Origin of the sequence: Methanosphaera sp. ISO3-F5 (assembly GCF_034480035.2) — an archaeon.
Lineage (GTDB): Archaea > Methanobacteriota > Methanobacteria > Methanobacteriales > Methanobacteriaceae > Methanosphaera.
On the sequence record NZ_CP118753.2, the window covers coordinates 855,001 to 869,487 of the forward strand.

Here is a 14,487-nt window from a genome sequence, read left to right on the forward strand (position 1 = left end):
AGTGGGACAGAGATCCACTGTAGAGTGTAAGGGCATAAGCCAGCCTGACTGTATTTCGAATAGTAAGAAATTCAGAGGCGAAAGCCGGGCCTAACGAACCTCAATGTCCTCGTCGATGGGGGCTTGAGATGACAGAAAAACTACCTCGGGGATAACTGGGTGGTCGCAGGCAAGAGCCCATATCGACCCTGCGGCTTGCTACTTCGATGTCGGTTCTTTCCATCCTGGGTGTGCAGCAGCACCCAAGGGTGGGGCTGTTCGCCCATTAAAGGGGAACGTGAGCTGGGTTTAGACCGTCGTGAGACAGGTTGGTTGCTATCTAATAGAAGTGTTTTGTTGCTTGAGCGGAAGGTGGTTCCAGTACGAGAGGAACGAGCCGTCGGTGTCTCTGGTCTACCAGTTGTCTGATAAGGCATTGCTGGGCAGCTACGCACTATGATAATAAAGGCTGAAAGCATCTAAGCCTGAGGTATTCCGTGAAAATAAGCAGCTTTTTTAGGGTATGAGTAGAAGACTTGTTTGATGGGGCTGGGATGTAAGCTTCGAGATTTTTTCGAGTTGTTAAGTCCGCGGTTTCCAACACCCGATTTTTTCACAAATTTCATATTAAATATAATTACAAACTAGGCAAAATATCTTAGTTATAAGTTCTATTTTATGCATAACATATTATGATTAATGATTAGTATGTTTTTATGGAATATTACAAAGTTTCTTATGATTCTTAGTACATTCTAGTTAGGTGTATTCAGTATTTGGCTTTTATGTTTCGTATTTTTTTCTGGATATTTACATTTATCGATTTTATCTGGTACGGCGACCAAAGCGATAGGGTCACATCTGATCTCGTCTCGATCTCAGTAATAAAGTCTATCTACGTTCTGTTTTGTACTATAGGTGGTAAGCTTATGGGAATTTCGGAAAGTTGCCGGCCTTTAACTTTTATTTACTTGCTTGTTTTGTTTATTGTTTGTTTGGAATTTATTATGTAGTTTTTTCTGATTTTTGTAATGAGTTCATGCTTCTAATTTTTATCCTTTTTACTTGTAATTAGTTAAATATTTTGTTTACTTGTTTTTATTATACTAATTATCTTTTTTTCATGTTTTAGCTCTTGTTTTATTTTTAATTTATAGGATAATCTTTTATTTGTTAATATTCTATTTTTAAGATTTTCTGTATTTGCTTTACGAAAAAAATTAGATTAACATAATATTTTGCATCGAAAATAAATATATACACTTTTGTTATATCTAAATAACTTAATATATTTTGTGATATTAATTAGTAATGTCTAAATATTTTTTTTGGTGAAAAATGTCAATGCTGTCTATTTAAGTAGTTATCATTTTATTAGTTTATTTTTATTTTAGATTATTTTTTGATTTTTATTTTTATTATTTTCATTAATTTTTCTTTGTTTTAATTTATTTTTACTTTTATTATTGTTATAGTTGTTATTATTAGTGTTTATTTTTTTAATTGTTGTTTTAATTATTAATTAGGGTTATATTTATATATTACTTTTTATATATATTTTATTAGTGAATATGATTTCTATACTTTTTTGAATTTTGTTATGAGTTTATTGTATTCATTTTTATTTGAATTTATCTTATTTGTGGTGTTAATTTATGAATTTTATGGTTGAGGTTGAGAATTCTATTTGTAGGATTGAGGACTATAATGATTATAAGTATTGGTATGGACGTAAAGCTTTTACTCGTGTTCGTAAATGGAGTTTTATGGATTATGTACTTTTTGTTTTAGTCAATAAAGGTCGTAGTAGTTCTATTGAGATTGAAGAGTACGTTAAAGAACGTTGGGATGATGAATCTAAAATCATTTCTAAACAGGCTTTATCAAAGCAACGACTTAAAATTAAACCTAAAATCTTTAAAGACATGAATCTAGACTTTATAAAAGATGTATTTAATAGTTCTGAATTTGAACATGATTTTAAAGATTATACAATACTTTTAGTTGATGGTTCTGATCTTCAATTACCTAATATTAAAATTACCAAAGAAGAATTTAATGTTGCACCAGATACCATAGTGTACACCCAGGCACCAAGTGTTAAAGCTTCTATGTTGATAGATGCTAAATATAACCTTGTAGTTGATGCTATCTTAGGTGATTTTAAATCAAATGAAAGGGAATTAGTTAAACAACACATATCCAATATTGAAGATAAAATAAATTTAGAAAAAACAATAATAATCTTTGATAGGGGTTATATATCACTTGAATTAATGTTATTCCTTGAAAACAAAGGTATTAAATATTTATTCAGATCCAATGAAAGATACTACCAAAACGAAATATTAACTATGAAATCTCGTGATGAAACAGTACAATTAGAAATCAATACCAACAGAACTCAAAACATCAAAGACAAAAACATAAAAAAACAAGCATTAAACCTAGAATATTATCAAACAAGAATAAGCAAACCATTATTAGACAATGGAGTTACAGAAATACTATTTACTAACATCACTGAATCAGAAGCAGACATTCACAAACTCAAAGAATTATACAAAATGAGGTGGGAAATCGAATTAAATTACGAAAAAATCAAAAATAAGATACGAATAGAAAATTTCTCTGGAAAAAGAAGAACCATAATTGAACAAGACTTCTATTCACAAATATACATCTTCAATTTACAAATGGCAATACAAAACAAAGCACAAAAAGAACTAGAACCAGAAAACAAAGAATTACGAGAAAAACACGATAAAGAAAAACGACCAAACACCAACCTGGGAATAGGACGTCTCAAAAACAAACTAACCCAAATACTATTAAAACCATTAAACGAAATAAAAAGAATCTTAAACAATTTAATCATCAAATCCATCAAATTCACAACAGATTACAAATTCAACCGACCATCAACAAACAGAAAAACCAAAAGACACGTAAAATACCCCTACAATCTAAGAAGAAGCTTTTAAACAAAATATTTTTTTTTCATAGAAAAAACATTATCAAACAAAACAAATCAAAAATTAAGTTGACAGTATTGGGATATTTTATTAAAAAATAGTACTTTTTTTTGTTAAAGGGGAACATTAATCATTTTTTTCTTCTAAAAAAATAATTTTTAGTATGACATGAAGATTAATGTTCCTTGTTTTGATATAAACTTATATTATTTAATATTGTTTGTTATAAACAAACAATTATTATATACTCTTTTATAATATATGAATGTTATTAATGTTTGTTTAGCCTAAATCTGTTGAGTCATACTCTTTTTTAAGATTTTACTAAAAAATTTTTTGTTTAATTAATTTCTTTATAAAAATAGTTTTTTTGATAAAGGTTACAAAGACAGAAAAATTATGGAAATTTCTACTTTATAACCTATTTCTTAATGAATATATTTATGTATCATTATAATACATTGATTAATAAATATTAATCAATTATATTTTTGTTTAAACTTTATTATATACTTTGCATATTAATCTATTTTAGTAAGATTATCCTATATATTTATAGGTGTTGATATGAAGACTGATAAAAAGAAAAAATTGGAGATTTTATTTATTGATGATATAAGATCTCTTCATAATAATTTATTATCCGATAAGTCAAATCATTATCTTCAGAATATGTTGTTTAATTTAAGACTTTTATTTAGGTATAATAATCGTGATCTTGATGATTTGATTGACTTTTATTATTATGTTGAGGATATATTGAATAATAAGATTTTATTGGATTTTGATGAGCTGAAGATTCTTATTTATAGGGTTACTGATTTGGTTGTTAACTTGGATGATTATGATGTTCGGGGCAATACTTTAATCACGGAGTCTTGTTCTAGTCTTTTACAGTCTTTGTATCTTGAGTTGGAAACGTACAGGTTGGCTGATAAAACTAGTGAATCTAGTGCATGGAAGAATATTCTTGTAAATCAACTTAAGAATCAGGTTGTTGATTTCGAGTTGCTAATACGTATTTTGGAATTGTCTAATGATGATGATGTTAAGGGTATTGTTCTAGAAATTTTGGAGAATAATTATCCATTTGAGTTTGCCACTTATAAGGCTCGTAATGGTATTTTAATTGTGTAGGTGTTATTTTTATGGAGTATAGGGTTTCAGGTAAGACTGGTGATAAGATTTCATTGTTGGGTTTTGGTGCTATGCGTTTAAAATCTAGTGGTGGTCGTGTTGATATGGATTTAGCTACTGATTTGTTAAGGTATGCTATTGATAATGGTGTTAATTATATTGATACTGCTTATTTGTATGGTAATGGTTCTGGTTCTAATGAACGTGCTATTGGTATGATTCTTGAAAGTCTTGGCTATCGTGATAAGGTTTTTATTTCTACTAAGATGAACAGGTTAGCTATTCATTCTCGTGAGGATATGGATGTAATGTTTTCTAATCAGTTGGAGAATTTATGTACTGATCGTATTGATTATTATTTTATTCATAATGTTATTTGTTATGATGATGTTGTTTCATTGATTGATATGGGCTTGTTTGATTTTATTAATGAGAAAAAGTCTAGTGGTCAGATTGTTAATATGGGTTTTTCTTATCATGGTTCTTTGGATGATTTTAGGAAGATTTTGGATCTTTATGATTGGGATGTTACATTGTTGCAGTATAATTATTTTGATGATAGTATGCAGGCGGGTATTGAGGGTATTCGTTTAGCTTATTCTAGGGGTATGGCTGTTGTAATTATGGAGCCTTTGAAGGGAGGTCTTCTTGCCGGTAATATGCCCCTTGAGGTTCAGGATTTGATTGATGCTTCTTCATCTACTAGGAGTAATGTTGATCTTGCTTTTTCATGGATTTTTGATACTCCTGAGGTTACATGTGTTCTTAGTGGTATGAATTCCATGGATATGTTGGAGGAGAATATTGATATTGTTAATAGGCATGTTGATTCTTCTTTGAGTGATGATGAGGTTGCTTTGATTGGTGAGGTTAAGGATGTTCTTCATCGTTTGAATAAGATTAATTGTACTGGATGTAATTATTGTATGCCTTGTCCTAGGGATATTAATATTCCTTCTATTTTCAAGTTGTATAATGATAAGTTCTTGTTTCCTCAAGATAAGGTTGCTGGTGTAAATAACAATTCATTACTTTATGTGGGTAATATATTGGGTGTTACGGGTAGTCCTCATGATGCTTCATTATGTGTTGATTGTGGATTGTGTGTTAGTAAATGTCCTCAACAGTTGGATATTCCTGGTTTGATTCGTTTAGTTGATAAAGATTTTCATGGTAAGCTTTTCAGACCGTTTATTCCAGTGATTAAGAGGGTTATGAAGTTTGTATTATAAAAAAAAGTTATTAATGGGGGAGGGTATTGTTTGAAGATTTAATCTTCTTCATATACTTCTATGCATTCACCGGTACAGTTTTCTTCTGCTTCTTCGTATATTGAAGCATCTTCTACTTTTAATTCGTCGGTGTTATCGTCTCTTTCTGCTCCAATTAATGTTGCTTTGTCATCATCATCGAATGTGAATTTTGTTTCGTCTATTTCTACGCAGTGTCCGCACATTGTGCAGTCGTCTCTTTCTAATATAACTTCATACATATTTTTTTTCCTCCTTAATTAAAAAAAATATATTTAGTAGGTATAGTATCGGTTGTATTTATAATTTTGTAACTTTTTAAGTAAATTTTAGAATAAGTTAAGGGGAGTGGAGATTATTGTTTTATTGGAGTGTTGGGTACAGTTTTATTCTTTGTATGTTGCTTACTTCAATGTTGCTTATTTTTAGGCTTAGTGTGTCAAATCCCAGGAATAGTTTTGTGTTTATTAGTGTGTTTGCTGTTCCTATTATGTGGTTTAGCTGGTCGTAGCAGGTTGCTGCTATTTTTATGTTATGGTATTTGTCGGGGTTTTTTATTCTTATTTCACCCACTATCTCTATGTCAAAGTCAGATTTTACCAGTACTGACGTGTTTGTTATTGTCATTCCTATTTTTCGTTCAATATCTTGTAGTTGTTCGATGAAAATATTGTTTGCTTCATGGGATGTTTCATATTTTTCATAGTTGGTAATGATTATATCATCTTTTGGTTCTTCCTTATCCTGTGTGTCATACTGTATCATTTCTGGTAAGATGATTATTATCGCTGTCTTTGTAACATCAATGTTTAGGCTAATATCAAATGTATTGAAGTTTCCATGATCCACGTTTATAATTGTTTTATTTTTTGTTAGCTGTGCCTTGTTTTCATCATAGGATATTGCTGATAGTTGGACGCTTTTATTGTCTAGTTTATCGTTTGTTGTGATTTCTCCCATTATTTCCAGGGGTCCGTTAAAATCATCCAGTATAACATCAATATTTCTGAGTATTAATCCCATGTCTGCTTCTAATTTTTTGTTTCTTCTTAGTTTTCCCTTAATCTGTGTTTCTAGCTGTATTAATTCTTCGTCTCGTTCAGTGTTTTCTTCATCGTTTGTATTGACGTATAATTCTTCATCATCAAGGAATGTTGGTTTTTCGTTTTTTTCTCCCAGTAGTTCTCGGGTTATTTCATCTATATCATCATCAAATAAGTTGTTAGTGTTTGAATCAATTATTTCTCTTGCTAGACTGTCTGCGTATAAGTGATCCATTTTTATGTCATTGTTTGTTGAGTTATTGTCTACTTGTATGTACATTATTTCGCCACAGTATGCACAGTAGTCGTATGAATCATCATTTAATTCTCCACAATTTGAACATCTTTGCATTGTTTTTATCCCCTTATATATTTTGATGCTTTCTTATAATATTTTATAATTGATATGCTTAATAAATTTTAGGAAGGTATAATTAGTTGTTTTTGGTATATTAATTATTAGGTGATAATGATGACTGAAAGAGAAGAAGTTTTTGATTATTTGCAAAAGGCTGGCGTATTATTTTTAGCTACTGTTAAGGGTGATAAACCAAAGAATAGGCCTATAGGTTTTAAGATGCTTGTTAATGACCAGATTTATTTCTTAACGGGTGAATCTAAGGATGTTAATGCGCAGATGATTAAAAATACTAATGTTGAATTTGTTGGCAGGTTTGATGAGGGCTTTATTCGTTATTATGGTAGGGTTGTTTTTGATGAAGATTCTGATGGTGAGCTATTAGGTAAGGCTTTTGAATTAATGCCTATGCTTGAAAAACTTTATGGTGAAGGTTCTGAAGATACTGCAGTTATTTTCCATGTGGGTAAAGCTACTGCAGAAATTAGGGACATGTTTGGTATTAAAAAAGCTTATAATTTCTTAAATTAATAAAAAAAAGTTTTGTTATGGGGATTTTATAATAGTTTTTCTTCCCATTCTTTTTCTTTAAAACCGGTTAGTATAACGTTTTCTGTTATTATTAATGGTCTTTTTACTAGCATTCCATCTGTTGATAGTATTTCTATTTGTTCGTCTAGTGTCATTTCAGGTAGTTTGTCTTTTAGTTTTAGTTCTCTGTATTTTTTGCCGCTTGTGTTGAAGAATCTTTTTATGGGCAGTTCTGATTTTTCTATCCATTCTTTTAGTTCGTCTTTTCTTGGATTGTCTTTTATGATGTCTCGGTCTTCATATTCTATGTTGTGTTCGTCTAACCATTTTTTTGCTTTTCTGCAGGTACTGCATCTTGGATATTCTATTATCAGCATGCTTTTTTCCTCTCTAGTTTTATGTTATTATCTTTTTTCTGTTTTTTGTTATTTATTTTTTTATATTATTCATGTACATTATGTACATTAAATACATTTCATACATATCATACATAATGTTGTAAATGTACATAATTTTATATATTAACAATTATAAATATAATCTCATGAAAGATTACACAGTAAAAGCAAGGCAACGACAAGGAACCAAATCCATTGACTTAACATTACCTGCTGATATTAGTAAAGAATACTCTATTTCTAGGGGAGACATCTTTAAAATAGATACTGTGTTTGAAAACGACACTTTAAAATTAGAATACACATTAATATATCAAAGAAATAAAAAAGAGGACTGAAATGTATCAAAATAAAATAACACATAATCTTTTCATCAGTTACTACCATGTTGATCGATACTTTAGAGACAAACTAAGTAAAATATTAGAAAAAAACTTTAAAACACATTCATCCCCACATAATTATGCAATATGCCATAACTTTGAAAGATACACCGAAGAACTAAGAAAATCCACATCACAAGAGGATATATTCATAGTTCTTGTGGGAAATGAAACATATAAATCACGAAATGTGGATTGGGAAATAGATTTTGGACTTCATGAAAATGCATGCATGATGGGATTATGCTTACCAACAAACGATGATTACCTAAAAAAAGAAATTAATCCTAAAATAATACCTAAAAAACTGGCAACTAACATATACTCAGGTTATGCATCATACTTTGACTGGACAGAAAATTACGAAGCAATACAATCATATATAGAACATGCCATAAAAAATAAGATAAACAAACATGCATTATTCATCTAAAATTATTCCCGTAAACATTTAATATTAAGTACAATATATTACACTTATATATTTAATGTATTAAAATATAGGTGAAAAAATGGCAGATAATAAACATCCACATAAAAATGTAATCGATAATTATGAAAACATATACCCAATGGTAACATTAATAGATCAATCAAAAACAACATATGTACGTGAAAACTTACCAATACACTTACATGCAAGTCAAATAAAACTATTGAAAGAAGCAAACAAACACCAGAAACCACACCATAAAGCAGTTAGAATAAACCAATACAAAAAACTCAAAGAATCAGGAAAAGAAGATAAACTATTTGAATTACACACAGAATTATACATAAAAAAATATGAAAAACTAGAAAATAAAGGTTTACTAACAGTTAATACAGATACTGATGAACTTCCATTTGATGCAATTCTAACAGAAAAAGGTGAAGAAATACTAAATCAAATAAATGAATTAGAAGCACAATGGGAAGAAGTAGTACTTGAAGGTGTTGAAGATAAAGAAAAACTACTTGAACAAATAAAAATAGTAGCAAATAATGCTTTACCAATCAACTATAATCATAAAAAACAACAGAAATTCGTATTCTAATTAAAACATCATCACCCTCTTTTCGATTTCTTTTTTTCTAATAAACCTATTTCTAAAATGATTATTTTCATCCGGGTCATATCCAATAATTTAATACTATCTAAAAGTATACATTTATATAATGGTGGTATTAAAATGGTTGCATATAAAATAGATGTAAGGTTAGATATTAATTCAGAAATTAAAAGAACAGTAATTATACCAGGAAACATTACCTTTAAAAAATTACATGAAATCATATGTATACTATTTAACTTAAATAACAATAAAAAATATAAGTTCATATTTGAAGATTTAGACTTAATAATCCATGATACGGGTAGTCTAAATATTGATACTATTGATGCCAGGTTTGAATTAATAGACGCATACTTCTTAAGATATACAAGTATAAAATATGTAAATGACATATGGAACATTAAAATAAACAACACAAAAACAAAATATGAAAAAGAATATCCCCAACTACTGGAAATCAAAGGAAACCTCAACCCAACAAACAAAATTAAATCAACAAAGGAATATTTAACATCAATAAAACAAAAAGATAAAAACCTTAACGAAATAAGACAATTAAAAACTCAGTCAGAACTAATATCATTATTTAATATTCCACACACTATAGAAAATAACCAGATAACAATACTAAATGAAGATGAAACACTAGAAAAATATATAAAATAACCTACTTTTAATCAAATACTAAAACCCCTGATATAAAATTATTATCAAATAAAAACTTGTCCATTTTATAATAAATAAATAGTTTCCATAATATATTTTTTTTTACTTATTTTTATATAATTCAGAGCATAATACATAATTTAAACCAAAATTTATAAATAATTATAAAATAATTAATTAATGAATAATTATATATACATCTTAGAAGTTATTAATATTAGCGATAATCAAGTATACCTAAAAAATTATGAAAAGTACATCAATTCAAAATAAACTCATAGGGAGGTGAAATACATGAAAAAAGTATTAATGATATTATGTGACAAAATAAATCTACAAAAAGAAGAATTCATAAAATATCTATCATCAATCGTATATGATGATCAAGTAGACACAGCAGTACTAGTAGGAACAAAAGAAATACTTGGATTAATAAGAGAAATAAAAGAATACTATAACCATGAATACTCTCAGGAAATAAACATAAATGTTCTGATACTTCAGAACATGGAAGATACAGATTACATATTCAGCAGATTTAAATTTAAAATTAAAGAATTCCCATACGCACAAATATTAATAAACATTACACATGGTTCAAACAAACTATCAGCAATATCCATGTTAGTATCAAAAATGTACGGTCTAAGGATACAAGATAGGTTACACATCGAAGATTCATCAAAATTCGAAAACTTTGATGTAATAGAACAAAATGAAAAAAATAGCAACAAGCCCATGTATTATATAAAGAAACTATTTAACAATTATGACTACAAACTAGCAAAAGAAGTATTATATGATAATTATGATACAATGGACAAGACAGAACAAATGTTTGAAACAATAATAGAAATATATGAAAAATGGGACTCATTTGACTACGAACGATATGATTTTAATAAAATAGAATCATACTTCTCCAACCTTAAAGAGATAAAAAATAATTATGAAGCAATAACAATATTAACTGATCGAAATAATGACAAATACAATTCATACCGAATAGCAGATTTAATAAATAATGCAAAAAGACGTATAGATGAAGAAAGATATGATGATGCAATAATAAGATTATACAGAGTTCTAGAGCTTATAGGAGAATCAGAATTACAGGAAAAATATGGTATAAGAAAGGATGATATACACTTAGATGATATAAATGGATTAAACATAGATAAAACTGCTAAAATCAATATTAAAAAACGTTTAGACTTCAAATATCCACGATATCAAATACCATTAACAACAACATACTTCATACTTCAAAAATTATATGATAAAGTAGGATTATATTATTCAAGAAACAAACAAAAGTATCAGGAACTCTTCCAGAAAAGAAACGTCTCAGTATTAGTTCATGGAAATCATAAATATGAAACATCAGAAATTAAGGAAATGCTACAAAGAGTAACTGATTTAGCAGGAGTATATGATGAAAATATTCAAACAATCATGTTAAAACTTGATTTTCCAAAATTTAAAATATAATCTCCTAATAAAATATTCCTTTTTTTTAAACAATTTTTTCAAGAATTATATTAACTTTATTATGGAAAATAAATTAAACTATTAAAAACTAATATAATCTTAACAAGATAAGGTAAAATAATATGAAAAAACAAATAATACGTTTGATATTAATAATAATACTTATTCTGTCATGTTTACAAACTGCAACGGCAGCAAGTGTATTTCTAACATCAGACCATATTGGTACAGATGACAATGACTTAAATATGCTGAATTCTGTAAAGAAATACATTGAAGAACTAAGTAATGGTGAAATAAATGTAATAATCGATCCATATGCACCCAGTCCCGGAGAAGGTACAAGAGCATTAGAAAGTAGTGCTGATGTGAGTGTGAACTTCGCAGCCAGCGACCCGGGTAACTTCCTATTATTGGCAAAAGCAGCAAGTAATATAAATAAACAAATAATCTTTGTAAACACAGGAAATTTTGACTTGGATGAAGCTAATTTTATTAGAAGAGCATGGGATGATAATTACTCCACTGCTTCATTTGCAGGAATAAATACTCCCGGCGAATTTCTAAAAAAAGCAGGCATAGAATATGTACAACCATTAAAACAATATTCAACAGGTGATGATTCTTATACTACTAGTAAGGATGAAATAAACAGGTACATAGCAGAACAAATAGTAGAAAAAATCAATAAACAATCAAGCAGCCCAGTTTATGATGAAAATCTTGTAGTAACACATAAGATGCATCCATCAAAAATGGCACAGGCAAGCAGTGAACTAGTAGCAAGCAATGACACATCCTACAAAGGAAATTATGGAGGATACACAGCATCACAATTACTATACCTGACAAGCTCATACCTCAATGGGAACGGACTTGAAGAACCAAAAAATTATGATCTTCCAGATTCACCATTAGAAACATCAATACTAGCAAAAGAATCATACTCAACATATGATTACATGAAAATGGGAAGCCTAGTGAAAAAGTATATGGATGAAAATGGACGAGCACCAAACTATATAAATTACGAGGGAGCATACCTAGCATATCCTGATGTAATGTACAATTTTGCAAGAATCACAGAAAACCATACTAGTTCAAGTCACATGGACTTCGCAACACATTACAGGTTTGATAAAGTAAACAGTTCATTACTTATGGACGCATTACCATTCATTCTAATAGGATTAGTACTTTTAGTACTGTATGCTTTAATAAGAAAAATCAGAAACAAAAATAAAAGAAGAAGATAATAAAAAAAATATAAGGGATGATAATAATGTCAGACATAGAAAAAGTAGATAAATACTAACAGAAGTAGGAATGTTCTTCCTGGCAACAGTAGATGAAGACCAACCAAAATGCAGACCATTAGGTTTACATATACTATATGAGGATAAAATATACTTCGGAGTAGGAGACTTCAAAGATGTTTATAAACAAATGATAGCAAATCCTAAAATTGAAATAGTTGCCACAAGAGGAGAAGATATTCTCAGATACTATGGAATAGCTAAGTTTGAAGATAACAAAGCAGTTCTAGAAAAAGCTGCAGAAATCTTACAGACTTAAAAGAAGTATATGAAGAAAATGGGTGGAAGATGAAATTATTCTATGTTGATGAAGCTACAGTTGAATTTAGAAACATGTTCCAGGTAGAAGAAACATATAATTTCAATTATTAATCCCCCATTTTTTCTCATAATCATTTATTTTTTCTTTTAGTACAAGTATTTTTCATAACGGCGTGTAAGAAACTTGTTTATCTCATTTTTGCTGAACTTTAATTCATAGAGAATGCATGCTTCAATAAGGCATTTTAATAATGTTCCAGCATATTCAAGGTCATTCTTGTTAATAATGTCATTATAATCATCGATTTGTGGGTGTGTATAATAATTACGAGTGTTACGTAACAGTTTTGAAATAAACATTATCTTCTCAGTGTATATTGAATCCTCTTTTGAGAGGAAGTAATAGTTTTCATATAACTTTTCCACTAGTTTAATGATAATGTCAATCTTAAAATTCTCTAATAATATGATGAACATACCCTTTGTTGAAGGGATTAGGTCATGATTATAATTATTTTCCTTAAACAAGTCTTTAACATCATAATTGTTCTGATTTTTGTTACGTTTAGCCCATTTACTGTCATCTTTAACAATAAAGTTTTCTGATAATTTAAAACTAATGTTCATTGGATTATTTGTATTTGAAACAAAAAATTCTAATGATTTAACATAGTTTATAAACACTAGTTCTGGATGATTGTCAAGATCGGCAAGTGATGTGTACAGTATTAGCATGGTGTAAAACTTGTTATAGAATGAAAACCAAGTATTGAAGAATGCGTTTGCATCTTTGAGTTCATTAACATAGAATAGTGGTTTGTTATCTGTATCTGATTTTTCAGGCATATCTGGAAGTATTACTTCTGTTAAGCTACCGTCATGTAATGAAGGGTATTCATTTAGTTTAGAGCTGATTTTATATAATTCTACCTTGTTGAATAAGAGGTATATGAGCATTTTTAAACAGTTCATATCCTTTACAAATTCGTTGTAATCTACCTTATTTTTATATTTAAGTGAAATCATTGGTTCTTGTTCCAGGAAGTATGGTAATGAACTGTTGGTTTTCTTAAATGTATGATATCTGATATATAATGATAGGTTTAAGTTTCTGCGACTGATTGTCATGTTGGAGAAGATTTTATTGAATGATTTTATTCTTCCAACTAATTCATCTGTGTTGTTCTTGTTTGATAGGAAGTTCACATAACTAACATAGTCTATGTTTTTTGTGAATTTCTTGTTGTCTAAACTGTACCATTTTAGAAGGTTATTGAAGTGGAGGGACATGTTGTTTACTTTTAATTCCTTAATGTTGTTGTATGTTCCCTCGAATATTCTGTTAATATGGTATTCGCATTTTATATCATTATAGTATTGGGACATTTGTATGTTGAATGCTTTTTTGAATACGCTGAATGTATAGTTTTTTCCGTTAATTTTTGTATGAACGAAGTCGTATTCGCTTGTAACGGGTAAATCCCATATAAATCTGTCAACTTTTAAAACATATAAGTTTTCTTCATTTTTTTCTAAATAGCCTATATGTTCATCTTTTGAGTTTCCCGTATAGAAACGACATATTTGGTTAGTAAAATTCATGAAATCACTGTATTTTTTGATAAAAATAGTTTTTATTATCTT

15 protein-coding genes and 2 rRNA genes (1 of these 17 only partly in view) are annotated in these 14,487 nt (G+C 28.8%); 13 read left to right on the top strand and 4 right to left on the bottom strand.

Annotated elements, in window-relative coordinates; all coding sequences use genetic code 11:
• The 5 genes from PXD04_RS15500 to PXD04_RS15520 form a co-directional block, all read left to right on the top strand.
• Positions 1 to 602: ribosomal RNA gene (locus PXD04_RS15500) — 23S ribosomal RNA — on the top strand (it extends 2,431 nt beyond the left edge of the window).
• Between the two features lie 210 nt (positions 603 to 812).
• Positions 813 to 934: ribosomal RNA gene (rrf, locus tag PXD04_RS15505) — 5S ribosomal RNA — on the top strand.
• 700 nt (positions 935 to 1,634) lie between these two features.
• Positions 1,635 to 2,963: an IS4 family transposase gene (locus tag PXD04_RS15510; protein WP_323735726.1), complete on the top strand. Its 1,329-nt coding sequence runs from the start codon at positions 1,635 to 1,637 to the stop codon at positions 2,961 to 2,963.
• Positions 2,964 to 3,521: 558 nt separating this feature from the next.
• Positions 3,522 to 4,091, top strand: coding sequence for a hypothetical protein (locus PXD04_RS15515; RefSeq protein ID WP_323735727.1), 570 nt, complete (start codon positions 3,522 to 3,524; stop codon positions 4,089 to 4,091).
• An 11-nt stretch (positions 4,092 to 4,102) separates the two neighbouring features.
• Complete coding sequence (locus PXD04_RS15520; protein ID WP_323735728.1) at positions 4,103 to 5,323, top strand: aldo/keto reductase; 1,221 nt, start codon at positions 4,103 to 4,105, stop codon at positions 5,321 to 5,323.
• 38 nt (positions 5,324 to 5,361) lie between these two features.
• Here PXD04_RS15520 and PXD04_RS15525 read toward each other — a convergent pair whose 3' ends face one another.
• On the bottom strand, positions 5,362 to 5,583 hold the full coding sequence (locus PXD04_RS15525) for a ferredoxin (RefSeq protein WP_323735729.1): 222 nt from the start codon (positions 5,581 to 5,583) through the stop codon (positions 5,362 to 5,364).
• Between the two features lie 121 nt (positions 5,584 to 5,704).
• Positions 5,705 to 6,736, bottom strand: a complete 1,032-nt coding sequence (locus PXD04_RS15530; RefSeq protein WP_323735730.1) for a zinc ribbon domain-containing protein — start codon at positions 6,734 to 6,736, stop codon at positions 5,705 to 5,707.
• Between the two features lie 120 nt (positions 6,737 to 6,856).
• Between PXD04_RS15530 and PXD04_RS15535 the strand changes: the two genes are divergently transcribed.
• Positions 6,857 to 7,273: a pyridoxamine 5'-phosphate oxidase family protein gene (locus tag PXD04_RS15535; protein WP_323735731.1), complete on the top strand. Its 417-nt coding sequence runs from the start codon at positions 6,857 to 6,859 to the stop codon at positions 7,271 to 7,273.
• A 26-nt stretch (positions 7,274 to 7,299) separates the two neighbouring features.
• Here the strand turns inward: PXD04_RS15535 and PXD04_RS15540 are convergent, their stop codons facing one another.
• Positions 7,300 to 7,650 carry an arsenate reductase family protein gene (locus tag PXD04_RS15540; RefSeq protein ID WP_323735732.1) on the bottom strand — a complete coding sequence of 117 codons (351 nt, stop codon included), beginning with the start codon at positions 7,648 to 7,650 and terminating at the stop codon, positions 7,300 to 7,302.
• A 125-nt stretch (positions 7,651 to 7,775) separates the two neighbouring features.
• Here PXD04_RS15540 and PXD04_RS15545 point away from each other — a divergent pair, with 125 nt between their 5' ends.
• The 7 genes from PXD04_RS15545 to PXD04_RS15575 all read left to right on the top strand — a co-directional run bounded on the left by PXD04_RS15545 (position 7,776) and on the right by PXD04_RS15575 (position 12,841).
• Entirely contained in the window at positions 7,776 to 8,009 is a 234-nt protein-coding gene (locus PXD04_RS15545; protein WP_323735733.1) for a hypothetical protein, read from the top strand.
• 1 nt (position 8,010) lies between these two features.
• A complete protein-coding gene (locus PXD04_RS15550; protein WP_323735734.1) occupies positions 8,011 to 8,487 on the top strand; it encodes a TIR domain-containing protein in 477 nt (158 codons plus the stop codon).
• 79 nt (positions 8,488 to 8,566) lie between these two features.
• Positions 8,567 to 9,091, top strand: coding sequence for a hypothetical protein (locus PXD04_RS15555; protein WP_323735735.1), 525 nt, complete (start codon positions 8,567 to 8,569; stop codon positions 9,089 to 9,091).
• A 135-nt stretch (positions 9,092 to 9,226) separates the two neighbouring features.
• Positions 9,227 to 9,775 carry an IS1096 element passenger TnpR family protein gene (locus tag PXD04_RS15560; protein ID WP_323735736.1) on the top strand — a complete coding sequence of 183 codons (549 nt, stop codon included), beginning with the start codon at positions 9,227 to 9,229 and terminating at the stop codon, positions 9,773 to 9,775.
• 294 nt (positions 9,776 to 10,069) lie between these two features.
• On the top strand, positions 10,070 to 11,266 hold the full coding sequence (locus PXD04_RS15565; RefSeq protein WP_323735737.1) for a hypothetical protein: 1,197 nt from the start codon (positions 10,070 to 10,072) through the stop codon (positions 11,264 to 11,266).
• A 122-nt stretch (positions 11,267 to 11,388) separates the two neighbouring features.
• A complete protein-coding gene (locus PXD04_RS15570) occupies positions 11,389 to 12,522 on the top strand; it encodes a pseudomurein-binding repeat-containing protein (RefSeq protein ID WP_323735738.1) in 1,134 nt (377 codons plus the stop codon).
• 70 nt (positions 12,523 to 12,592) lie between these two features.
• The gene (locus tag PXD04_RS15575) at positions 12,593 to 12,841 is read left to right on the top strand and encodes a pyridoxamine 5'-phosphate oxidase family protein (RefSeq protein WP_323735739.1); all 249 of its coding nucleotides are present in this window, start codon (positions 12,593 to 12,595) and stop codon (positions 12,839 to 12,841) included.
• A gap of 149 nt (positions 12,842 to 12,990) precedes the next feature.
• Here PXD04_RS15575 and PXD04_RS15580 read toward each other — a convergent pair whose 3' ends face one another.
• On the bottom strand, positions 12,991 to 14,445 hold the full coding sequence (locus PXD04_RS15580; RefSeq protein WP_323735740.1) for a HEPN domain-containing protein: 1,455 nt from the start codon (positions 14,443 to 14,445) through the stop codon (positions 12,991 to 12,993).
• Positions 14,446 to 14,487 lie beyond the last annotated feature (42 nt).